This window comes from Pseudarthrobacter equi (assembly GCF_900105535.1).
Lineage (GTDB): Bacteria > Actinomycetota > Actinomycetes > Actinomycetales > Micrococcaceae > Arthrobacter > Arthrobacter equi.
The window spans coordinates 1,714,865-1,737,166 of record NZ_LT629779.1 but is presented as its reverse complement, the minus strand read 5'-3'; the positions used below and the strand labels follow the sequence as shown (position 1 = coordinate 1,737,166).

Genomic DNA, 22,302 nt, shown 5'->3' with positions numbered 1-22,302 from the left:
TTACTGCCGTGTGCTTTGCCTCCTTAAGTAAATCCCGTGGGGCCGGCGTGCACACGAGTAGGGTGTACTCGAATTCCGGCAGGTGCCACTACGGGGACACTGAGTGTCGATACCCGCCGGGCCGCCGATGCACGGCGTTAAGGCAGGGCCACGGGTGGCTCCGGTGTCAGCAGGAGGGCGCGCGGAGTCGCCCCACACCCCGGCGAAAGACAGGGTGCAGGGCCCGCAGGTAAGAGGTACGGCGCGACGGCGGCAGCTACCGGGGAAGGGCGGTTTCCAGTTCGTCGCGGCTCCGCACGCCCAGCTTGACGTAGGTGCGGTACAGATGGCCTTCGACAGTGCGGACGGAGACCATGAGGCGCTGGGCGATCTCGCGGTCCGTGAGGCCCTGGACGGCGAGTTCCACGATGTCCTGCTCCCGTCGCGTGAGGTGCACTGTGGGAGCCGCCGCGATGAAACGGCCCTCGCGGAACCGCTCCCCCAGCTCGTGGTCGCACTTTTCACGCTGAGCCACGGCCTGCCGGGACCGGCGGCGCTCCCCCGTCTGGTCAAGAACGGCACTGGCACGGGCGTAGGCCTCACGGGCAAGGTTGACGAAGCCGGATTCCTCCAGCGAAGCCGCTGTCACCATCAGGGCGTCGCCATCGGCGGCTTCCCACCCGGTGGCAAGGGTCAGCATCGCTTCGGCCCAGCGCCCCTGCAGGCCGCCCGCTGCTTCCTGCACCATGGGAATGACGGAGGGATCTCCCAGGTCCCAGCAGATGGCGAGGAGTTCGAGCAACTGCCCGGCCCGGCCGGAAGCTTCGGTGGTGGTCATCAGCGTGTGGAGCGACGCCAGGCCTTTGCCGTCGTGTGCAAGGTACTCTCCCGCGGCCATCGCATAGCCGCGGGCCAGGAGGTCAGCGGGACCGCCGGCCATGGCGTCTGCATAGTCCTGTTCCAGCCGCTTGGCCTGCGCGGCGTCCCCCAGCCGCGCAGCCACGTAGTACCCCAGGGCGGACCCAAAGCCGAACAGCTGCAGGGGGTCGTTAAGGCGAAGCGCCTCCACGGCCGGGAGCAGCACCTGGTAGGCCCGTTCCATCCGGCCCTGGCGCAGCAGTGAGTACCCGCGCAGCACCTGCAGGCTGCCGTTGAACGTGGCCACTCCTGCAGCATGGGCGGCGGCGTAGCTGTTGAGTTCCCGCTCCGCGGACTCCCATTCGCCCATGGCGAGGTAACAGCTCACCAGCCTGCCGAGGACCACTTCCGGAAAGAAGTACAGGCTGTCCTCGAGCGGGGACAGCTCGGACGCGGCCCGGAGTGCGGCGTCAAGGCCGTCGCCGGGGCGGCCCGCCGCCGCGAGTGCGTGCGCCAGCAACGCTTCCCCCAGCGCGGCCATCGGTTCCGCCTTGGTCTCGGAGAGGCCCTGGACCCTGATGCCCTCCACCTCGTCCGCCAGTGCCTGGCAGTCCGCTTCGGCCCCCGACTGGAGCAGGCGCAGGAGCTGCACCGGCCAGGCGGGACCTGCTTCCCCGGCCTGGGCAGCCTGGCTGAGCACGTCGTCGGCCAGGACCGCCAGGGACTGCCCGGCTGCCTGGTGGGCCGATACCCGCAGCAGGAGGACGGCCGGCCCCTGCGGATCATCGGCAAGCGGTGCCCAGCACTCGTCGAGGAGGGCTGCGGCGTCAGCGTAGGCGCCGTCGTTGTAGAGCGCCCGGGCCTGGATGGCCTGGGCGAGCGGCAGTGCGCCCGGGTCCTGGATCCGGGCCGCGATGGAACGGGCGCTGTCATTCCGGAAAAGCAGGAGTGCTTCGCGGGCGGACTCCAGCATGTCCTCCTCGGACACTTTGACTCCAACTTCGATGGCCCACTCCACGGACCGCAGCCGCCCCTCTCCGCGAAGGACCGTGCCGTCCTGCCGGGACTGGATTTTCTCCTGCAATTGGAGGCTGCGGGAGACCGAGATGGTGTTCCTGATGGCGTCGGAAAAGAGGCCGTTCCAGAGGGACAGCTCGGCAGGCACGCCTGACGTTTCGACGGCCATCTGCTGGTCCAGCAGTGAGCGGACCACCGGCGCCCCGCAGATTTCTTCGATGACCTTGCGGCCCACAGGACCCGCCAGTGCGATGAGCTTGAGTGCTTCCTGTTCCTCGGGGTTGCGCCGCAGGTGGTCCTTGGCCACCACGGCTGTGAGCCGAGGTCCGTCGGCGGGAAGGGCACCCAGCAGGATCCAGATCCCGTTGCGCTTCGAGAGGATTCCCGCTTCGGCGGCATCGTGCAGCAGCGCATCGAGGAGGCGGGGGTTCCCGCCTGACGCTGCCCAGACAGCTTCAATGGTGGCGGCGGGAACAGTTCCGTCCAGCAGGTGGGCCAGGACTTCTTCGATCTGTTCCCTGTTCAGCGGGCGCAGGTCCACCCGTTCGGCGAGCCCGTCATACCAGAGCTGGTCCAATGGCTGGGGCAAGCCCGGACGCGGCCTTGCCGCCGCCACCACTGTGGCCCAGCCGGCCGAAATGAGGTCGGCCACCACGCCGGCGGAGGCATCGTCAAGGTAGTGGGCGTCGTCCAGCACCATCAGCACGGGCGCGCTGTTCCCGGCCCGCAGCTTTTCGAAATAGCTCCACATGGACCGCAGCACCGCCACCGGGGAGACGGATTCCTCGGCTGTCAGGTCACCGGTATAGGGCGTCAGGACACCGAACGGAACCGCCGCAAGGGCGGAGCTTCCATGGATCCGCAGGATGTTCAGCTCGCCGGCGAGGCGTTCGGAAATGGCTTCGGCCAGGGACGACTTTCCGATGCCGGGGCCGGCCATGACAAACACCGCCTGGCTGGTGCGGTTCCGGACGATGTTGCAGATCCTGTCCAGCGGTTCGCGGCGTCCGGTGAGGACCCTGCTTGCTGCTGCTTTGTGGCCGTTAGACGAGTCCAGTCAGATCACCCCTGGAGGTTACGCCGAGCTTGGTGAAGACCTGGTACAGATGGCCCTCAACAGTCCGGACTGACACGCCCATTTCCAGGGCAATGTCGCGGTTGGATGCACCCCGGCCCGCAAGCCGCGCTATTTGCCGTTCGCGGCTGGTCAGCAATGGGCTGCCGCTGCTGGGCACAATGGGGAGGTTCGCAACCGTGGTGGCCAGGATGTCCAGGCGGGCCTGGGCTGTGCGGGCCGAGATCGAGTCGCCGTCCTGGCGCGCGAAGTCCACCGCGAGGGCCATGCACCGGGCCTCGACGGCGTCCAGCTCCAGGGTGGCGGCAAGCTCTCCGCCGGCCAGGAGGGTCTTGGCATCCTTGGTGCGGCTGCCCAGGGCAATAAGCCGGGAGACCTCGGCCAGCGGACCCTGGCGGCGGCCGGCAATGTCTTCGAGCAACCGGAAATCGGCATCGCTGCCGTTGACCGTGGCCGCCAGCAGTTCGACGCCTGCAAGGGTGTAAAGGCCCGCGCCGAGGTTCCGCCGTGCAGATTCCTTGAGCCGCGCCACGGAGTCGGCGTCGTTCAGCCAGCGGCCGGCCGTCAGTGCGCAGAAGCGGATGACGCTCTCGTCAGCGAAGCCGGCGGCTGCAGGGATCCGTTGCAGCTTGCCCAGGTACTTGCGGGCCTGGGGAGCGTTTCCGGTCTGCGCGTAGGCCAGGGCGGTGGCGGCATACGTGTACCGGAGGGCGGTCTGGACGGGGTGGAGTTCCAGCTGCGCTCCGGCGGAGATCAGGAGGTCCAGGGCTGCGGCGCCGCGACCTGCGAAGACGTACGCTATCCCGGCGCCCAGCTCGCTTGAAGCTGTCCCGTAGGGCAGCCGGTACGGTTCGTCCGTGGTCTGGGGGCCCAGGAAGTCCAGGCACCGCCGCCACTGCCCCGCCAGCAGCAGCACCATGTAGGACTCTTTGGTGTACTGCTCCCGCAGCCCCACCACGTGGGAGGCGTCGCTGATCTGGCCGCCGAGTTGGCGCATCAGGCCGAGCGCGTCCATCTCACGGCCGGTGAGCACCAGCGCGGTCATCAGCAGGATCGCGGCGTGCATGCGGTAGCCGGTGTCCGGGTTCAGTTCGGGATCGGCGGCGGCAACAAGTTCGGGAATCAGTTCCGCGTAGTCGCCCATGAAGGCCCGGTACTCGAACGCGCTCAGGGCCACGCGGTTGGCTGCGACGGCTGCCGGTTCGGGCCAGGACGGCCGCTCGGCACCCGTACCGGCAAGCAGGCGCTCCCGGGCGTCGTCGAGCAGTGACGGCACCTTGTCCGCGTGCTCGGGCAGGCCCATCATCACCTTGGCCCTGGCCGCGGCCACCTGTGCGTACTCCTCGAGGTCGAGGGCGTCCAGCTCCGGCTGCGAAATGTCCTCAAGGGCGGCCAGCGCCTGGTCCGGCATGTCCAGCTGCAGGTAGGCAGCAGCGCGCTGCCGCTGGGCAGGAACCCATTCCCGGTCTCCGCGGCGAAGCAGTTCGCCGTAGGTGAGCGCGAACCGGGGGTCGAACAGCTGGACGGCGGCCTCGGCTGCCGAAAGGGCCAGCGCGGGGCTCAGTTCCGCCTCGCACTCGTGGGTCCAGGCGGCAAAGGCCATCAGCTCTTCAACGGTCATGCCCGCCGGGTCCGGCTCCACACCGCCAAGAAGCACGGCACGCAGTTCGCGGCGCCGGGCGATGCTCAGCCAGGTCCGCACGACGTCCCCGATGTATTTCTCCCGCAATGAGACCCAGCGGTGGTCTGAGTTGTCGATTTCGAGCAGTCCGCCGTCTTCCATATCCGCCACGACGTCGGCGCCGTAGATCGAGGTCAGCCGGGACAGCTCCACGCTCCGGGCGCAGGACAGCATTTCTATGACTTCGCGGGTTTCCGCGGTTTCCCGGGACCAGCGGGATCGGACGATGTCGTCGAGGCTGGCGGCGCCGTCGAGGACTACTTTGTCGCGCAGGGTCCAGACGGAGTCGGACAGCACCAGGTTGCCGGACAGCTGCTGCTCTGTGACCAGGGCCTTGAGCAGCAGCGGATTGCCTCCCACCATCTGGTGGTACGTGGTGACCAGGGAGGCGGACACGCGGTGGCCCAGCAGTGAAAGGAGGACCTGCCGTGTCTGGAGCTCATTGAGGTTGCTGAGCCGGACCTCGGTGAGCCGCCGGTCCGTGAGGAGCCAATGGAAGTCCGCGGGGAGGTCACTGATCTTGGGCGCCACGGCAATGATCTTGGCGGTCCCGGTCAACAGCACGTTGAGGAGCACGCCGGCGCTGAGATCGTCGATGGTGCCGGAGGTGTCCAGCGTGATGACGCAGGGCCTGCCGGCGGCGTCACTGCGGATCAGGGATGTGATGCCGCGCAGGATGGCGGTGGGCGAGCCCATATAGGCCTGCGGGAGGCGTGCCAGGAGGAAGGACAGGCATCCGTAGGGTGTGGTGGAGCCGGCGGGTCCGCTGCGGAGCTGAAGCGACCAGACGTCCGGGCCAAGGTCCGTGACGGCGGCACGGGCGAGGGATGATTTGCCGACGCCGCGGCCGCCGGTGATGACGACGCCCAGCGAGTTCTCTGCGGTCAGTGCGGTGCGGACGGTTTCGAGGTTGGCGCTGCGGGCGGGCACGGACCATTGCGGCCCCGGACTGCCCTGGGCCGGAGTACGCAACCCGACGTCCAGGGGTGCTGGCCCGCGCCCCCAGCTGAGTGGCTCGATTGACATGAACGTTCCCCTACATCCAGCTATAGCGGAATGTAGCCCCTTTGCTCCCCCGCATAGCAAGAAGAGTACCTTGCCCGGCGGACAACGAGACAGGTCAAAGCCACTTTAAGTTTTTTGTGGCGCGGGCCGGTACCCGTTATCCGGCTGTCTTGGCCGGGTGGAACTTCTGTTGCGCGGCGGTGAGGCCCTCCTGCAGGAGCAATTCGACGGCGTCGGCCGCCTCGTCCAGCAGGAACGGGAGCTCCTTAAGCTCTGCAGTTCCGAAATCGCGCAGCACATAATCGGCCGTGTCCATGCGGCCGGGCGGGCGGCCCACGCCAACCCTGACCCGGAGGTAATCCTTGGTGGCCAGCGCCTTGGAGATGTCCCGCAGGCCGTTGTGGCCGCCTTCGCCGCCGCCGATCTTGAGTTTCACCGTATTAAAGGGGATGTCGATCTCATCGTGGACCGCCACCACGTGGTCCGGTGAAATCCCGAAGAAATTTGCCAGCGCGGACACCGGCCCGCCGGAGACGTTCATATACGTCATGGGCTTGGCGAGCACCACGCGGGGGCCTCCGATGCCCAGGCGCCCTTCGACTACCTGGGCGCGTGCTTTATGGCTCTTGAACCCGGCGCCGACCCGGCCGGCAAGTTCGTCGAGGACCATCTGGCCGACGTTGTGCCTGTTCCCTTGGTACTGGGCGCCGGGGTTGCCGAGGCCAACAATGAGCCAGGTATCAGTCATGGATCAATCCTAAGGTGGGTGGTCTCGCGGCTCAGGCATGGCAATGGCCGGACCCCTGCGGGATCCGGCCATCGGCGCAAGTGGCGGAAGGCTACTCGGCAGCAGCTTCTCCGGTGGCTGCAGCTTCGCCGGCGGGAGCCTCGGCCTGCTCGCCCTCCTCCTCGGCGATTTCAACTTCCTCGGAGATGTTCACAACCAGCGCCTCGGCGTCGGTCAGCAGGACGGTGCCCTTGGGCAGCACGAGGTCGGATGCGTGGATGTGCTCGCCGGCCGCGCGGCCTTCGATGCTGACCTCGACGGCGGTGGGCAGGTGGGTTGCCTCAGCCTCGAGGGACACGAGGGTCAGTTCCAGGTTGTGGACGGTGCCCGGTGCGGACTCGCCTGCAACGTGGACCGGAACGTCGACGTTGACCTTCTCGCCCTTGCGGACGGTCAGGAGGTCGATGTGCTCGATGATCTGCTTGATCGGGTCGCGCTGGATGTCCTTGACCAGGGCCAGGTGGCCTTCGCCGTTGATGTCCAGGGACAGCAGGGCGTTGGCGGTGCGGACGGCCAGGGTGGTGGCCTTGGCGGGGAGGGTGATGTGGATGGGCTCTGCGCCGTGGCCGTAGATGACGGCGGGGATCAGGTTGGCCATCCGTGCACGGCGGGCGTAACCCTTGCCGAATTCGGTGCGCAGTTCTGCTGCGAGCTTCTGCTCAGACATGGAATCTCCTTGAAGGCTAAACGGTGTTCAGCGAGGGCGGAGGTCTGGGATGACCTTCAACGCCGGGCGGCCGGGGCGGCCCAATCCAAGAAGGCTGTTCTTCATCTGAAGGACAGGTCAGACCCAGTCGATCACGGAGATCTGCGAGCCGTCGAAGCGGCCACTCTCCCTCGCCAAGGTTTCGGGGTAAAGCCTACCAGTGCCGGCACCGTTTACTGAAAACGGTACCGGCACCGGCAGGGTCAAGCTGGTGCTAGGCGTTGCCGTCGAACAGGCTGGTGACCGAACCGTCGTCGAACACTTCACGCACGGCGCGGGCAATCAGCGGCGCGATGGACAGCACCGTCAGCTGCGGGAAGCGCTGCGACGAGTTCAGCGGCAGGGTGTTGGTGACCACCACTTCACGCGCGCCGGATTCGGACAGGCGCTGTGCCGCCGGCTCGGAGAAGACGGCGTGCGTGGCGGCGATGATGACATCCTTGGCGCCGGCGTTCTTCAGCACCTGGACAGCGCCGGAGATGGTTCCGCCGGTATCGATCATGTCGTCGATCAGGACGCAGGTGCGTCCCTCGATCTGGCCCACAACGGTCTTGGACACGGCCTGGTTGGGGACTGTCAGGTCGCGGCTCTTGTGGACGAAAGCCAAGGGCGCACCGCCCAGGCGCTCGGCCCACTGTTCGGCGACGCGGACCCGGCCGGTGTCCGGGGAAACCACGGTGATGTTTTCGGCATCAACGCGGGTGCGGATGTAATCAGCCAGCAGCGGGATGGCCATCAGGTGGTCAACGGGGCCGTCGAAGAAGCCCTGGATCTGGGAGGTGTGCAGGTCCACGCTCATGATGCGGTCCGCACCGGCAGTCTTGTAAAGATCGGCCACCAGGCGGGCGGAGATGGGTTCGCGGCCGCGGCCCTTCTTGTCCTGCCGGGCGTACGGGTAGAACGGCGACACCACGGTGATCCGCTTGGCGGAGGCCCGCTTCAGCGAATCAATCATGATCAGCTGTTCCATGAGGTGGTTGTTCAGCGGGGCCGGGTGGGCCTGGATCACGAACGCGTCAGTGCCGCGGACGCTTTCACCGGCGCGGACATAGATCTCGCCGTTGGCGAAGTCGTACGCGTCCACCGGGAGGAGGTCGGTGCCGAGCTCCTTGGCGATTTCCCGGGCCAGCTCCGGATGTGCCCGCCCGGTGGCGAGCACCAGCTTCTTCTCGCCATGCGCCGTAATTTCGCTCATTGTTACTTGCCCTCTTCTGTAGATGCCGGGGTACTTGAGGAGTTGTTGATGGCCGCCTGGGCCAGTTCGGCGGATCGGCTGCCGGGACGGTTGGCCGGGACCCACCCTTCGGTGTTGCGCTGGGCAGCGATGCTCAGCGCAAGCGCACCTGCCGGGACGTCCCTGCGGATCACCGCGCCGGCGCCGCTGTAGGCGCCGTCCCCCACGGTGACCGGTGCAACGAAGACCGTATTCGAACCCGTCCTGACGCCTGAGCCGATGACGGTGCGGTGCTTCTTCTCGCCGTCGTAATTGGCCGTGATGTTGCCGCAGCCGATGTTGGTGTCTTCGCCGATTTCAGCATCGCCTGCGTAGCCCAGGTGGGACAGCTTGGAGCCGCGTCCGATGGTGACGTTCTTCGTTTCGTAGAAAGCGCCGATCTTGCCCTTTTCGCCAAGGACGGTGCCCGGGCGCAGGTAAGTGAACGGTCCGACGGCGGCGCGCGGGCCGATCGTCGACCCGGAGCCGTGGGTGCGGATCACCGTTGCGCCCTCGCCCACCTCAACGTCGGTGAGCGTGGTGTCGGGTCCGACGACGGCATCCCGCGCCACCGAGGTGGAGCCGTGCAGTTGCGTATTGGGCAGCAGGCGGACGTCCTCGTCCAATGTGACGGAGGAGTCGATCCAGGTGGTGGAAGGATCCACCACTGTCACGCCGGCGCGCATCCATGCCTCCACGGTGCGCCGGTTCAGTTCGGCACCGAGGGCGGCGAGCTGGACGCGGTCGTTGGCGCCCTCCACCTGCCAGCGGTCAGCGGTGACGACGGCGGCAACGCGGCCGCCTGCCTCGCGCGCCAGACCCAGCACGTCGGTGAGGTATTTCTCGCCCTGGGCGTTGTCGGTGGTGACCTTGCCCAGTGCTTCGCGCAGCACGGCGGCGTCGAAGGCGTAGATCCCGGAGTTGACCTCGCGGATCAGCCGCTCGGCGTCGGTGGAGTCCTTGTGTTCGCGGATGCCGGTCACGGTGCCGTCTTCCCCGCGGAGGATCCGGCCGTAGCCTGTGGCGTCGTCCAGGACTGCGGTGAGCACGGTGACCGCGTTGGCGTCCCGTTCATGGGTGGCGACGAGTTCGGCCAGCAGCCCGCCGGAGAGCAGCGGGACGTCACCGTAAGTGACCACCACGGTGCCGGTGAGCTCTTCCTTGGCGTCCAGCGCCTGCAGCGCCACCTCCACGGCACGGCCCGTGCCGGGCACCTCGTCCTGGTCCACGATGGCCGCGGACGGGTCGAGTTCCGCCACGTGCCCGGCCACAAGGTCTCGTTCGTGGCGGACCACGATAGCGAGCTGGCGGGGTTCAATGCTGCGGGCGGCGAGGAGCGCGTGGCCCACCATCGAGCGTCCACCGATTTCGTGGAGGATCTTGGGGGTACGTGACTTCATCCGGGTACCGGCACCTGCTGCCAATACGATGACTGCGGCCGGACCGGTGTTTTCAGGGATCACGTACGGATTCTCCTCGCTTTGTTGCGCTGGCGCGTCATGGTGTCCGGCCAACCTCCGCCGGCCCGGCACCGGGAGTTACCTGCTGAACTCCCCGCACAGCAGTTCCGCCCATAGGATTCGAACCTATACTCCACGGCTCCAAAGGCCGGGGTGCTGCCGTTACACCAGGGCGGACCATGCCTCCGGCACAAGGCCCCGGGCACAAGTCCCTATTTTGCCACGGCTTCGGGGCAGCGCGCGACACAGCCCCGGTTGACCGGGAGCCGGGCGCCCCGGAAACCGGGAAAACGGGCCCGCCGGGGTAGGGCATGATGGAAATGTGAGCAACAACCCTCCGCGGACACGGATGACCGGCCTTCAGCGGCGGAACCAGCTGATCGACGTGGGGCGTGGCCTGTTCGCAGTCCGCGGGCTGGACGGCACCACCATCGAAGAAATCGCCGCCTGCGCGGGCGTCTCGAAACCGGTGATCTACGAGCACTTCGGCTCCAAGGAAGGCCTCTACACCCAGGTGGTGGACTTCGAGTTCCACATCCTCCTGGACGCCATCAACACCGCGCTGGCCGCCGAAGCCAAGCCGCGCGTCCTGGTTGAACGCGCCGCCCTGGCCCTGCTCACCTACATCGAGGACCGCACTGAGGGGTTCCGGATCCTCATGCGCGACGCTCCCCCGTCCCAGCCCGAGGGCGCTTTCTCCACCCTGCTGTCCCACGTCACGGCCAGGGTGGAGCACATCCTGTCCGACGAGTTCTCCCGGCGCGGCTTCAGCGGCCAGGACGGCGCCATGTATGCCCAGATGCTGGTGGGCATGGTGGCCATGACCGGCCAGTGGTGGCAGGACAGCCGCCAACCCGACAAGAACACCGTCGCGGCGCACCTGGTCAACCTCGCCTGGAACGGCCTCACCGGCCTCAAGAAGGACCCGGAGCTGCAATCTGAGGCGTGAGTTGCCGCGTTGCCTTTGTCAGTCGCCGAGGAGTTCTGAGGCTTCGAGCCACTCCATTTCCAGGGTGTCCTTTTCGTCGGTGAGGTCCTTGAGTTGCTTGTTCTGGGTGGCGAGCTTGTCGAAGTCGCCGGCCTCGGTGGCCTTCAGCATCAGGTCATGAAGCTTCTTTTCCTCTTGGTCGAGCTTCTTGATCTGCCGCTCGATCCGGTTGAGGGCCTTGCGGGCTTCGCGCTTTTCGGCTTCGGAGGGGCCGGTCCCGGTTGCCGCAGATGCGGCGCCGGCGCTGGTGACGGGGTTTCCGCCGCCGGTCACGGTGGAACCGGCCAGGGCGGCCTCGCGGAGTTCAAGGTACTGGTCCACGCCGCCGGGCAGGCCACGGAGCTTGCCGTCGCCAAGGAGCGCCATCTGGTGGTCGGTGACGCGTTCCAGCAGGTAACGGTCGTGGCTGACTACCACCAGGGTTCCGGGCCAGCCGTCCAGGACGTCCTCGACGGCGGCGAGGGTGTCGGTGTCGAGGTCGTTGGTGGGCTCGTCGAGCATCAGCACGTTGGGTTCGCCCACCAGCAGCCGCAGCAGCTGCAGGCGGCGCCGCTCACCACCGGAGAGGTCCCGGACCGGTGTCCACTGCTTCTGGTTGGTGAACCCGAGCTGCTCCACCAGCTGGCCGGCGGTGAATTCCTTGCCGCCCACGTTGAAGGAACGCTTCTCGCGCTCAATGACCTCGATGACACGCAGGTCAGCGACGTCGTCGAGCTCCTTGACTTCCTGGGTGAGGACCGCGGTGACCACCGTCTTGCCGCGCTTCAGCTTCCCGGCGTCGGGGGCAATCTCGCCGTTCAGGAGCTTCAGGAGTGTGGTCTTGCCGGCGCCGTTGACGCCCACCAGGCCCAGCCGCTCACCCGGGGCCAGTCGCAGGGTGATGTTGTCGAAAAGCTTCCTCCCGTCGTCGTCGCCCTGGAAGTTCAGCGAGACGTGTTCCAGGTCCAGGACGTCTTTGCCCTGGCGCGCGGTGGCCATCTTGTTCAATGCCATGGAATCACGCGGCGCGGGAACGTCGGCGATGAGCGCGTTGGCCGCCTCGATCCGGAACTTCGGCTTGGCGGTGCGGGCGGGGGCTCCCCGGCGCAGCCAGGCGAGCTCCTTCTTGACCAGTTGCTGGCGCTTGCCTTCCACCACGGAGGCCATCCGGTCCCGCTCGGCCCGGGCGAGGACGTATGCAGCGTAGCCGCCTTCGAAGGGGTCCACGATCCCGTCGTGCACCTCCCACGTCTTGGTGCAGATTTCGTCGAGGAACCAGCGGTCGTGGGTGACCACCAGGAAGGCGCCCTGGTTGGCGCGCCAGCGCGATTTCAGGTGGCGGGCCAGCCAGGCAACACCTTCGACGTCAAGGTGGTTGGTTGGCTCGTCGAGCATGATGACATCGTGGTCCTCGATCAGCAGCTTGGCCAGGGCCACCCGCCGCTTCTGCCCGCCGGAGAGCGCGTGGACGTTGGCGTGCCAGTCGACGTCGGACACCAGGCCGCCCATGACTTCACGGATTTGCGGGTTGCGAGCCCACTCGTAGTCGGCCTGGTCGCCGACGATCGCCACGCCCACTGTCAGGTCGCCGTCGAGCACGTCGCTCTGGTCCAGGTAGCCGACGTTGACGTCGCCGCGTTTGGTAACGCGGCCGGAATCCGGGGTGGAGCGCAGGGCGAGCAGCCGCATCAGGGTGGACTTGCCGTCGCCGTTCCGGCCCACCATGCCGATGCGGTCGCCCTCCTCGAGCCCGAGCGTGACGCCGTCCAGGACTGTGCGGGTCGCGAAGGAGACCGTGAGGTTTTCGCCGCCAAGAAGGTGTGCCAAAAAGAACTGCTTTCTGCTGCCCGGATGGGCGTTGCGCTGCTAGAGAAGGGTGTCGGAGATGATGCGGGCACCGGGAACGGGACCGTGGACGGCGAGGGCGGAAAGGCCTTGGTGCTGCAGGTCTTCCGCCAATGCTTCCGCTGCCACGGAGTCATCCGCGAGCAGTGCCACGGTGGGCCCGGAGCCGGACACGATGCCGGCGATGGCGCCATGCGATTCGCCGATGCCCAGCGTATCGCGCAGTGAGGGGGCCAGTTCAATGGAGGCCCGCTGGAGGTCGTTGACCAGGATGCGGCTGAGGGCGTCTGCGTCGCCACCGCGGAGCGCGGCCAGGATGTGGGGGTCGACGCCGGTGGGCTCGTCCGCGTCCACGCCCTCGGCTTCACGCAGCCTGTCCAGGGTCCGGAAGACTTCCGGGGTGGGCAGGCCGAAGTCGGCGGTAACCAGGACCCAGTGGGTCTTTGCCTTGGCGAGTGCCGGCGACAACTGGTCACCAACCCCGAGCCCTACCGCCGTTCCGCCGAGCAGGGAGAACGGAACGTCGGCTCCGAGTTCGGCAGCAAGGTGCGCGAGTTCCTCCCTGGACAGGCCGCTGTTCCACAGGGCATCACAGGCCAGGAGCGTAGCGGCGGCGTCCGCCGATCCCCCGCCCATTCCGCCGGCCACGGGCACCCTCTTGGTGATTTCCAGGTGGACCCCGGTGGCGTGCTCGGAAACGTCAGCCATGATGGCGGCGGCCCTGTACGCCAGGTTGCTGGCGTCAAGGGGGATGTCGACGGCGTCAAGGTCAAGGGTGCTGCCCGGGCTCAGGCTCACCGTGATGCCCGGCGTTTCCGTGCTGGTGGCGGCGACTTCTTCATAGAGGGAGACGGCCAGGTAGACGCTGGCCACGGAATGGTAGCCATCGGGCCGGAGCGGGCCGACGTCCAGCGAGACGTTGATCTTTCCGGGAGCCTTGACCCGGACCGTCCGTGCCGCGAACCGGACGGCGGGCGTGTTCACGCGCCCGCTTCCTTGGCTTCGGCGATTCGGGCGAACGCGGCGATGTCGATGACCTCACCGCGTGCCGTGGGGTCAACGCCGGCCGCCAGCAGGCAGCGTTCGGCTTCAGGTCCTCCCCCGGCCCAGCCGCTGAGCGCGGCGCGCAGGGTCTTGCGACGCTGGGCGAAAGCTGCATCAATCACGGCAAAGACCTGTTTGCGGGTTGCACTGGTGGCAGGCGGCTCGCGCCGGGTGAAGGCGACCAGTCCGCTGTGAATCTTGGGCGCGGGCCAGAATACGTTCATGCCGATCACGCCGGCTTTGCGCATCTGGCTGTACCAGGCTGCCTTGACGGACGGAACGCCATAGGTCTTTGACCCCGGACCGGCGGCCAGCCGGTCGGCTACCTCGTCCTGGACCATGACCAGGCCGTGCTGCAGGCTGGGGAAATGCTCCAGGAGGTGCAGGACCACGGGCACCGCAACGTTGTAGGGCAGGTTGGCTACCAGCGCCGTAGGTTCCACAGGAAGTTCCGTGACCTTCATGGCGTCAGCCTCGACGAGATGGAAATTTCCGACCGCGGCCGGCCGCCATTCAGCCACCGTTGCGGGAAGCTTGGCGGCGAGGACGGGATCGATCTCCACAGCCACCACTGCCGCGGCGGCGTCCAGCAGGCCCAGTGTCAGTGAGCCGAGGCCCGGGCCGACTTCCAGGACCGTCTCGTCGGCCCCGACTCCTGCTGCTGCCACGATCCTGCGGATGGTGTTGCCGTCGATGACGAAGTTCTGGCCCAGGGTCTTGGTGGGCCTGACGCCGATCTCCCCTGCCAGCCGGCGAATGTCGGATGCACCGAAAAGCGGTGCGGGCGCGGCGGGGTTGGGTTCAGTCACCTAGGTATCCTATCCCGCGTGGCCGGGCCGTTTCCGCCGGGCCGGCCGTGTTAACGGCCGAAGCCGGGCCCGGGAAAATCCCGGGCCCGGCTTCGACGCGTGGACCATGCCAGTACGGGCTGGCAGCGGATCAGCTAGCTGCTGGCTGCCCAGCCGCAGCCCCACGGCTGCAGGCCGCGCTGCGCGTACACGCGGTTGGCGATGTCGATCTGCTGGGCCTTGGTGGCCAGGCTGGCGTTGGGTGCATAGGCCCCGCCGCCGGCGCCGATCCACGTCCGGATGTCGAACTGCAGGCCGCCGTAGTAGCCGTTACCGCTGTTGATGCTCCAGTTGCCGGTGGACTCGCACTGGGCGATCTTGTCCCACATGGCTTCGTTCATCATGGCCGGAGCAGCAGCGCCGGTGTTGTTGCCGGCGGCCGGGGCCGCAGCGGCCTGGGCGACAGGCTTTGCCTTGGTGCCGATCGTGACCTTCTCAGCGACGGGCTGGACGGCTACGGCTTCAGAGACGAGGGTGCGGGAGGCTTCACGGCCATCCACGAGGACCAGCTTGAAGGTCTTCTCCAGCTTGCCAGCGGCGCCTGCCTGGGTAACTTCCTTCTCACCCTTGAGCATCTCGGCGTTTTCGGTGGTCACGGTCTCGAAGGGGACGTCCTCGGAGGTCTTCGCGGTCTGGCCGTTATCAACCCGGGACACCTTGATCACCATGTTGTTGACGACGTGGGCGTTGGCAGGCTGGGAGGTCCGGTCGTTGGCGCCGATGGTCAGCCCGGCGCTTTCGAGCACGTCGCCTACGGTAGCCGCGGTGGTGGTGGTGGTGTTCACCTTGCCGTCGGCGACAATGCTGACGGACTTGGGGGTGGAGATGGACACGAAGGAACCGGCGAGTGCGAGCTGCGCGTCCTTGGGGACTGAGAGCGATGAGGTGCTGGCCACGCCGAGTTCGGTGACCAGGCCCGCGACGTCCTGCGCGGTGGTGCTGACCGTTTTCTCAGCTCCGTCGAGGCTGACCTTGACTTCCTTGGCCTGGTTGACGTTGATCACGGTTCCGTTGTGGACCGAGGCGTCGATGGCCGGGGAAACCCTGTCTGCGGGCTTCAGTTCGATGTTGGCACTCTTGACCACCTGGCCGACGGTGCCGCCGAAGGTCTGGACGGAAGAGACCTTGCCATCGACGTTGAGCGTGATGGTTTTGTTATTGCCGACGAAGGCTACGAGCCCCGCCACCAGGGTGCAAAGCACCAGCAGCTGGGCTCCAACCTTGAAAAAGCTGATCTTGCTATCCGATGTGAAGAACTTGACCACGATTGCCCGTAACTTTAGGTCCATCCGGGCACGGGGATTTGCGCAGTAAAATGCCCGGCACCGCCTTTGAACAGCAGTCCGGGCACCTTTGCGCCGCCTGCTTCCCGCCAGCAGCCAGGACGGGACAGGATCCCGGCTTGTGATGCTGAAAAGGAAGCTAAATTACCCGTTGGCCTTCCCCGACCCCGGCTAATAGTTTTCCACTGTAACCGTAGCGTTATAAACGGGCCAACAAATTTGCATACCACGTATGCCTCAAAGGTCACTCAATGTGACACTTTTCAGCTCCAGGATCCGTATGCCCCCAACGTATTTGAGCTGATCCGGGTGCACAGCTCCGAGAGGTCCGTGCCTGTCAATTCAGCCATGGCCCGGACGGTGTACGGCACCATGTAGCTGGCGTTGGGCCGGCCCCGGTGCGGATGCGGGGTCAGGAACGGGGCGTCTGTTTCCACCAGGACGAGTTCCGGGTCTGCGACCGCGAGCGCGGACCGCAGGTTGGCCGCGTTCCGGAAGGTCAGTGTTCCGGCGAACGACATGTACCAGCCCTCGCGGTTGCAGATGGCGGCAAGCTCCTCATCGCCGGAGAAGCAATGGAATACCACCCGGTCCGGAGCACCCTCTTCCGCCAGGACCTGCACCACGTCGGCATGCGCGTCCCGGTCGTGGATCTGGAGGGTGAGGTCCAGCCGTTTGGCGATGTCGATGTGCCGCCGGAATGAGTACCGCTGATGTGCAAGCCCCTCGCCTTCCGTGCGGAAGAAGTCTAGGCCCGTCTCGCCGATGGCACGGATCCGCGGGTGGGCTGCCAGCTCTTCAATCTCAGCGAGAGCGTCCTCGAGTTCGCCGCGGGCGGCATAGCCGGGAGCATCATTGGGGTGCAGCGCCACAGCGCCCAGCAACCGGTCATCCTGCTGCACCGCCTGAACGGTGAACCGCGACGATTCCAGGTCGCAGCCCACCTGGACTGCCCCCTGGACACCCACAGCGGCAGCAGCGTCCATAGCTTCGGTGATTCCTACCGGCCCTTTTCCGTCTGGAAAATCCAGGTGCGTGTGGTTATCCATTACCGGTACCGGCAGCGGTTCGGGCGCGGGCGGATATTCGCGTTTCGGGGACGCTGCGCCACTCTGGGAGCCTTCCGTTGTGGGTTCGCGGTAGGCATCGGGGGTCTGCGGACTGCACATCACTCCAGCCTAACGGCGGAGGGCACCACGATTTCGCCGGAACTCTATGCCAGGCCAGGCAGTTGTGTTAGTAGTCTGGTGGGAGCACATGAGAACGCCCACCGACGGGCGAAGGCAGGCTTGCTGTCCCGTCCAGGTGAAACCCTGGCTGAAAGGTTGCCGATGGAATCTTACCGACGCACTGCCAACGATGTGAGCGCTGCGAACCGCAACCTGGCGGGCGTTTCCGATCCCGTCAGCCACCTGAACGGCCACCGTGCCGCCGCCATGGACGCTGACTCGTTCCACGACGCCAGCCAGCGGATCCTCAGCACTGTCAACACGGTGATCGACGGGAAGTCCGACGCCGCGGAGCTTGCGTTGACCGTCCTGCTCGCCCAGGGCCACCTGCTGCTGGAAGACGTTCCAGGCGTCGGCAAGACCCTGTTGGCCAAAACCCTTGCCAAAACCATTGACTGCACCGTCAGCCGCATCCAGTTCACGCCGGACCTGCTCCCCTCGGACGTGACCGGCGTGTCCATTTACAACCAGTCATCCAGGCTCTTCGAGTTCCGTCCGGGAGCAGTTTTTGCCAACATCGTCATCGGCGACGAGATCAACCGGGCGTCAGCGAAAACCCAGTCCGCCCTCCTCGAATGCATGGAGGAGCACCAGGTGACGGTGGACGGCACGTCCTACCGGCTTGATGAACCGTTCATGGTGGTTGCCACCCAGAACCCCATCGAGATGGAAGGCACCTACCCGCTGCCAGAGGCCCAGCGCGACAGGTTCATGGCCAGGATCTCCATGGGCTACCCGGACAAGGACGCCGAAATCGAGATGCTCGAAACCCATCAGGCGGCGTCCCCGCTGGCAAAGGTCTCAGCGGTGGTCACCGCCGCGGAGGTAGCGGCCATGATCACCACCGTCCAGCAGGTCTACGTCTCGCAGGCCGTGAAGGAATACACCGTGTCCGTCGGCAGGGCTACCAGGGAGAGCCCGCTGCTGCGGTTGGGTGCCAGTCCGCGATCCATGCTGCAGTTGCTTCGCGCTGCGAAGGCGACCGCAGCCCTGGACGCCCGCGACTTCGTCCTCCCCGACGACGTCATTCAGGTGGCCGAGGCTGTCCTGGCGCACCGGATCATCCTGGACCGCAAAGCTGCCGGCGCCGGCGAAACAGCGCACACCGTCCTGCAGGGCATCCTGTCGCGACTCCCGGTTCCGCAGGCACCCGCAGATGCCGGCAACACTGCGGGTTCAGGCACTGCCGCCGGAACGCGGAGCCAGGCCGCCCGCAACGCCGCTTCCGTGGCAGGTTCGGGCAGGAACCGCTAAGCGGTACGCCATGGCCCTCCTGGACAGACTGCCCCAGCACCTATTCACCGCACGGGGGTGGGGCATGCTTGCTGCCGGGGGCTTCACCCTTGCCGCCGCCCAGATCATGGGACGCAGGGACCTTCTGACCCTCAGCATCCTGCTGCTGGTCCTCCCGCTGGTTTCGCTGGCCGGTATCCGGTTGGTGAAGCCCCGTTTCCGGGTGTATCGGGAGTTCCATCCTTCGCCGGTGGAAACGTCCTCCCCCACCACCGTGCGCCTTGCCGTGGCGCGGACCGGTGCAGGCAGCGGCCGGGCCAGCATGGAGGAACGCTTGCCGCCGCGGTTCGGTTCTTCGCCCTCGTTCAGGTTTCCCTCGCGTACGGCATCCGGCGGTACCAGCCGCTATGAATACCACCTGCGTTCGGAGCAGCGCGGCCAATTCCGCATTGGGCCGGTCACCGCCGAGTTCACGGACCCCTTCGGGTTGTCACTGCACCGCCAGTCCATCGACGACGGCGACACGCTCACCGTGACGCCGGCCGCCGTCGTACTCCCCGCTACCGGCCTGGCCGGCGCGCGCGGGAACGATGGCGTGACGGCAACCAGGACCCGCGCCAACCCCAGCGACGACGACGTCATGACGCGCGAATACCGTCACGGCGACCCCATGCGAAGGGTCCACTGGGCGGCCACCGCCCGGCACGGTTCGCTGATGGTCCGCCAGGAAGAATCCGTCACCACGCCGGAGGCCACGATTATCCTGGACCACCGGTTCGGGGCATTCTCCAGTGGTTCCACCGCTGCCGGCGGTCTGGCCGGCCAGGCCGGCCAAGCCAGCCAGGACGGGCATTCCATGCTGACCAGCCGGACGTTTGAATGGTCGGTGGTGGCGGCAATGTCCATCAGCGCACACCTGGCAGAGCGGAACTACGGCCTGCGCTTCCTGGATGTCCGCGGCGAGCCCGCCTTCCTGCATTCGCCCTCGGCGCCGGAACCGGAGTCAGAGGAATACGGCGGCGCGTCAGGGCTGCAGTCCATCGCAGAGAGCCTCGCTGCCATCCAGCTCACGGGGCCGCACCACGTCCGGACCAATGGCAGGTTCCGTCCGTCCGCCGGGCCGGTTTCCGCTCCGGCACTGCTGCGCCCCCGCAGCCGCAATGGCCAGGATGCGGGACCCGCCGCCTTCGACGACAGGCTCATGGACAAGCTGTCCGCGCACCGCATGCGCGGGCCACTGATTGCGGTCCTGGGCCGCATTTCGCCCGAAGAGGCAACCGCCCTGGCACCCGCAGCCAGCTACGGAACCAATGCCTTTGCCGTCATCGTGGCTGAGAAACCCGAAGACTTCTCCCCCGCGCTGGAGACCCTGCGACAGGGCGGATGGCGCGCCGTGGCCGTCCCCGCCTCCGTGGGCACCGCTGCTGCCTGGGGATCGTTCGACCAGGACATGCCGTTGCCCGCCCCGGCCGGCGACGCCAGCCGCGGCGCGGGGGTGGTCCGATGACCATGGCGCCGGCCCGGACTCCGGGAACGGGTACGCAGTCCACACCGACTGACGGTTCAAGACCCGCCCGCGTGGGCGCCTACCCCTGGGCCATGGCCGCAGCCATCGTGCTGGCAGTCTGCGGGGCTGCCCTGTCCCTGAACGGGGTCCTGCGTGGCTGGGCCTGGTATTGGCCGGTGGCCACCACCGTTGGCGCGGTGGGCTTTACGCTTGCCGGGCTTCGGGCACTGCGCGCAGCGCCGCTGCTGGTCACCGCGGGCGGCTTCCTCTCGCTCGGGGCCATCCTCACGCTGACGTTCTTCCGCGGGTCAAGCATTCTGGGGGTGATTCCCAGCGCCGCGACGTTTTCCGACGTCAACCAGCTGATCCGCCGTGCCAGCGAAACCGTCCTGTCGGAGACCGCACCCGTTGCACCCAACGTGGGCATCGTCATGGTGATCTGCGCCGTCCTCGGACTGGCAGTGATCCTGGTGGATGCCCTGGCCGTCCCGCTCGGCATGCCCGCGGCCACCGGCATGGGGCTGCTGGCCATCCTGGTGGTACCGGCAATGATCAAGCCGCAAAGCGTCGGTTTCTGGGGATTCGTTGCAACGGTGGCCGGTTACCTGATGATCCTGGCCTGCAGCCAGTGGTTTGCTCCCGACTTCCGCAGCCAGGGCGGGACTGCACGGAACCCGGGGCAGCTTCGCCGGGCCGCCCTCACCGGAGCCGTGGCGCTGGCCGCCACCCTGGTGGTACCGCTGGCTGTCCCCGGCTTCGACCAGGGCACCTTCCCGCAGGGCTCACGGCTCAATCCGTGGGGAACCGGAACCGGCCTGAATCCCATGATCACGCTGGGGAACAGCCTGCGGACACCGGACGGCAGCGGCCGGATCACCTACGCCACCAGTGCCACCGCTCCCCTGTACCTGAGGTCCGTCACGGTGGACCATTTCGACGGCGAATCCTGGGGCCCGGACGACCGCACCGCATCGCGGCTGCCACTGGGCGGACAGATCGATCCCGGCTACGCGATCCTCGCCGACGAACAGCAGCAGGTCACGGCCATCGACACCGGCACCTTCAGCAGCCCGTACCTTCCGGCCCCCTACGCCCCGGAGACGGTCCGCGGCCTCAACGGCCGGTGGACCTGGGACCCCGCCACACTGAGCATCAAGGGCTCCGACGCCACAGCCTCCCGGCGCCAGGAGTACGTGGTGACATCGTCGGTGCCCAACCTGACGGCAGCGCTGCTGGAGCGGTCTTCCGCTCCGGTGCGGGACGTTCCGGACGACTTCACGCGGATCCCCGGGAACGTGCCGGAGATCGTCCGGACCACCGCCGGGCGCGTAGCCGGTGCGGGCACCACGCCGTATGAGAAAGCAATGGCCATCCAGCGCTACCTGCGTTCATCGGAGTTCACGTATTCCCTGCAGTCGCCTGTGCAGGGCGGCTATGACGGCAACGGCCTGTCCGTCCTGTCCGACTTCCTGGAGCAGAAGAGCGGATACTGCATCCACTACGCCTCGGCGATGGCGGTGATGGCACGGTTGGAGGGGATCCCCAGCCGGATCGCGGTGGGGTATGCGCCGGGCAGGCTGACCGGTGCCACGGTAACCGTTGCCGGCCAGGGCGAGCTGTCGGAGTACGAGGTGGACGCGCGGGATGCGCACGCCTGGCCGGAACTGTACTTCCAGGGACTGGGCTGGGTGCCGTTCGAGCCCACGCCGTCCCGTGGCGTGGTGCCGGACTACGCCAGCGAAACCTCGTCCCCTGCAGCACCGGGCTCCGTTGAAAACAATGATGGCCTCGTCCCCGATCCCGCCCCGGCTCCGTCACCGGCTCCCAGTGCCACTCCGGTGCCGGCCCCGGGTGTTGGCGGCGGAAGCACTGACGCCGGCGCACAGGTGGTGCCCTGGCTGCTGGGAACAGGCGGCGTGCTGGGCGTGCTCCTGCTCGCGGCGTCGCCGCGGCTGGTGCGCGCCGGAATCCGTGCGCGGCGCCTCCGGCCAAGGAACGCCGCTGATGCCGTTCCGCTGGCATGGAGCGAGTTGCTGGACCTTGGCCGGGACTACGGTCTCCCGGCCGGCACCAGTGAATCACCGCGCGCCTATGCCTCGCGCCTCCGCAGTTCGCTGCTGGGCGAGCCGGACGGCATGGATGAGGCGGCGCACCGTGCCGTTGCCGCCGTTACGGCGGCCTTCGAACGGCGCAGGTACGGCCGGCCGCCGGAGCAGGCTGACGGTCGCTTGGAATCCGACGCCGGGTCGTCAGTCCCCGGCCGCGCTGCGGGTTCGCCTGGTGCCGCCGAAGCGCCCGGACAGCTGGGGCCGCTTGAGGATTCGCTGCGGGCCAACGCAACGCTGCTGCAGCGGTGGCGGGCCAGGTGGCTGCCGCCCTCCGTCATGGGCCGGCTGGGCAGGCTCGCCACCGCTCCAGCCAGGCTCGCGGGCCGCGCGTGGACGCGGCGCGCGGAGACCATGGCAGAAGCCACCGTGCGCGCCCGCCCGGTCGAACCAGGGTGGACTGCGCACGGCGGCATCCGCGAGCAGGAGGGCAACTGACTGCGGCGATCCCGCCACGTTC

At 67.3% G+C, this 22,302-nt stretch carries 15 protein-coding genes and 1 tRNA gene; 4 read left to right on the top strand and 12 right to left on the bottom strand.

What is annotated here, in order from left to right:
• Window positions 1–256: 256 nt before the first annotated feature.
• The 7 genes from BLT71_RS07900 to BLT71_RS07870 form a co-directional block, all read right to left on the bottom strand.
• Window positions 257–2,911 carry a LuxR C-terminal-related transcriptional regulator gene (locus BLT71_RS07900; protein WP_407681246.1) on the bottom strand — a complete coding sequence of 885 codons (2,655 nt, stop codon included), beginning with the start codon at window positions 2,909–2,911 and terminating at the stop codon, window positions 257–259.
• Window positions 2,898–5,636, bottom strand: a complete 2,739-nt coding sequence (locus BLT71_RS07895; RefSeq protein ID WP_091719054.1) for a helix-turn-helix transcriptional regulator — start codon at window positions 5,634–5,636, stop codon at window positions 2,898–2,900. Before BLT71_RS07895 ends, BLT71_RS07900 begins: the two co-directional genes overlap by 14 nt.
• 136 nt (window positions 5,637–5,772) lie before the next feature.
• Window positions 5,773–6,363: an aminoacyl-tRNA hydrolase gene (gene pth, locus BLT71_RS07890; RefSeq protein WP_091719052.1), complete on the bottom strand. Its 591-nt coding sequence runs from the start codon at window positions 6,361–6,363 to the stop codon at window positions 5,773–5,775.
• A gap of 91 nt (window positions 6,364–6,454) precedes the next feature.
• Window positions 6,455–7,069 carry a 50S ribosomal protein L25/general stress protein Ctc gene (locus BLT71_RS07885; RefSeq protein ID WP_091719050.1) on the bottom strand — a complete coding sequence of 205 codons (615 nt, stop codon included), beginning with the start codon at window positions 7,067–7,069 and terminating at the stop codon, window positions 6,455–6,457.
• A 253-nt stretch (window positions 7,070–7,322) separates the two neighbouring features.
• Complete coding sequence (locus tag BLT71_RS07880) at window positions 7,323–8,303, bottom strand: ribose-phosphate diphosphokinase (RefSeq protein WP_045730890.1); 981 nt, start codon at window positions 8,301–8,303, stop codon at window positions 7,323–7,325.
• A 2-nt stretch (window positions 8,304–8,305) separates the two neighbouring features.
• Window positions 8,306–9,784: a bifunctional UDP-N-acetylglucosamine diphosphorylase/glucosamine-1-phosphate N-acetyltransferase GlmU gene (glmU, locus tag BLT71_RS07875; protein ID WP_091719048.1), complete on the bottom strand. Its 1,479-nt coding sequence runs from the start codon at window positions 9,782–9,784 to the stop codon at window positions 8,306–8,308.
• A gap of 102 nt (window positions 9,785–9,886) precedes the next feature.
• Window positions 9,887–9,958 (bottom strand) — tRNA-Gln (locus BLT71_RS07870).
• A gap of 145 nt (window positions 9,959–10,103) precedes the next feature.
• Here BLT71_RS07870 and BLT71_RS07865 point away from each other — a divergent pair.
• Window positions 10,104–10,730 carry a TetR/AcrR family transcriptional regulator gene (locus tag BLT71_RS07865; protein ID WP_091719046.1) on the top strand — a complete coding sequence of 209 codons (627 nt, stop codon included), beginning with the start codon at window positions 10,104–10,106 and terminating at the stop codon, window positions 10,728–10,730.
• An 18-nt stretch (window positions 10,731–10,748) separates the two neighbouring features.
• Here the strand turns inward: BLT71_RS07865 and BLT71_RS07860 are convergent, their stop codons facing one another.
• The 5 genes from BLT71_RS07860 to BLT71_RS07840 all read right to left on the bottom strand — a co-directional run bounded on the left by BLT71_RS07860 (window position 10,749) and on the right by BLT71_RS07840 (window position 16,937).
• Window positions 10,749–12,575 (bottom strand): ATP-binding cassette domain-containing protein, encoded by a 1,827-nt coding sequence (locus BLT71_RS07860; protein WP_091719044.1) that lies wholly within the window; start codon window positions 12,573–12,575, stop codon window positions 10,749–10,751.
• Between the two features lie 39 nt (window positions 12,576–12,614).
• Window positions 12,615–13,577 (bottom strand): 4-(cytidine 5'-diphospho)-2-C-methyl-D-erythritol kinase, encoded by a 963-nt coding sequence (locus BLT71_RS07855; protein WP_091719042.1) that lies wholly within the window; start codon window positions 13,575–13,577, stop codon window positions 12,615–12,617.
• Window positions 13,574–14,446, bottom strand: a complete 873-nt coding sequence (rsmA, locus tag BLT71_RS07850; protein WP_091719039.1) for a 16S rRNA (adenine(1518)-N(6)/adenine(1519)-N(6))-dimethyltransferase RsmA — start codon at window positions 14,444–14,446, stop codon at window positions 13,574–13,576. Before rsmA ends, BLT71_RS07855 begins: the two co-directional genes overlap by 4 nt.
• 134 nt (window positions 14,447–14,580) lie before the next feature.
• The gene (locus tag BLT71_RS07845) at window positions 14,581–15,774 is read right to left on the bottom strand and encodes a resuscitation-promoting factor (protein WP_172829935.1); all 1,194 of its coding nucleotides are present in this window, start codon (window positions 15,772–15,774) and stop codon (window positions 14,581–14,583) included.
• A 257-nt stretch (window positions 15,775–16,031) separates the two neighbouring features.
• Complete coding sequence (locus BLT71_RS07840; protein ID WP_091719035.1) at window positions 16,032–16,937, bottom strand: TatD family hydrolase; 906 nt, start codon at window positions 16,935–16,937, stop codon at window positions 16,032–16,034.
• A gap of 162 nt (window positions 16,938–17,099) precedes the next feature.
• Between BLT71_RS07840 and BLT71_RS07835 the strand changes: the two genes are divergently transcribed.
• The 3 genes from BLT71_RS07835 to BLT71_RS07825 are packed head-to-tail and all read left to right on the top strand — an operon-like array spanning window position 17,100 to window position 22,280.
• Window positions 17,100–18,251: an AAA family ATPase gene (locus tag BLT71_RS07835; RefSeq protein ID WP_091719033.1), complete on the top strand. Its 1,152-nt coding sequence runs from the start codon at window positions 17,100–17,102 to the stop codon at window positions 18,249–18,251.
• Window positions 18,252–18,261: 10 nt separating this feature from the next.
• Window positions 18,262–19,737 (top strand): DUF58 domain-containing protein, encoded by a 1,476-nt coding sequence (locus tag BLT71_RS07830; protein WP_091719031.1) that lies wholly within the window; start codon window positions 18,262–18,264, stop codon window positions 19,735–19,737.
• Entirely contained in the window at window positions 19,734–22,280 is a 2,547-nt protein-coding gene (locus BLT71_RS07825) for a DUF3488 and transglutaminase-like domain-containing protein (RefSeq protein WP_091719029.1), read from the top strand. Before BLT71_RS07830 ends, BLT71_RS07825 begins: the two co-directional genes overlap by 4 nt.
• Window positions 22,281–22,302 lie beyond the last annotated feature (22 nt).

Excerpts from the sequence above, each read along its gene's own strand:
- BLT71_RS07825 (WP_091719029.1), top strand. The coding sequence starts at position 19,734 with ATGACCATGGCGCCGGCCCGGACTCCGGGAACGGGTACGCAGTCCACA.
- BLT71_RS07895 (WP_091719054.1), bottom strand. The coding sequence starts at position 5,636 with ATGTCAATCGAGCCACTCAGCTGGGGGCGCGGGCCAGCACCCCTGGAC.
- BLT71_RS07845 (WP_172829935.1), bottom strand. The coding sequence starts at position 15,774 with ATGGACCTAAAGTTACGGGCAATCGTGGTCAAGTTCTTCACATCGGAT.
- BLT71_RS07880 (WP_045730890.1), bottom strand. The coding sequence starts at position 8,303 with ATGAGCGAAATTACGGCGCATGGCGAGAAGAAGCTGGTGCTCGCCACC.
- BLT71_RS07830 (WP_091719031.1), top strand. The coding sequence starts at position 18,262 with ATGGCCCTCCTGGACAGACTGCCCCAGCACCTATTCACCGCACGGGGG.
- BLT71_RS07840 (WP_091719035.1), bottom strand. The coding sequence starts at position 16,937 with ATGTGCAGTCCGCAGACCCCCGATGCCTACCGCGAACCCACAACGGAA.
- BLT71_RS07835 (WP_091719033.1), top strand. The coding sequence starts at position 17,100 with ATGGAATCTTACCGACGCACTGCCAACGATGTGAGCGCTGCGAACCGC.
- pth (WP_091719052.1), bottom strand. The coding sequence starts at position 6,363 with ATGACTGATACCTGGCTCATTGTTGGCCTCGGCAACCCCGGCGCCCAG.
- BLT71_RS07885 (WP_091719050.1), bottom strand. The coding sequence starts at position 7,069 with ATGTCTGAGCAGAAGCTCGCAGCAGAACTGCGCACCGAATTCGGCAAG.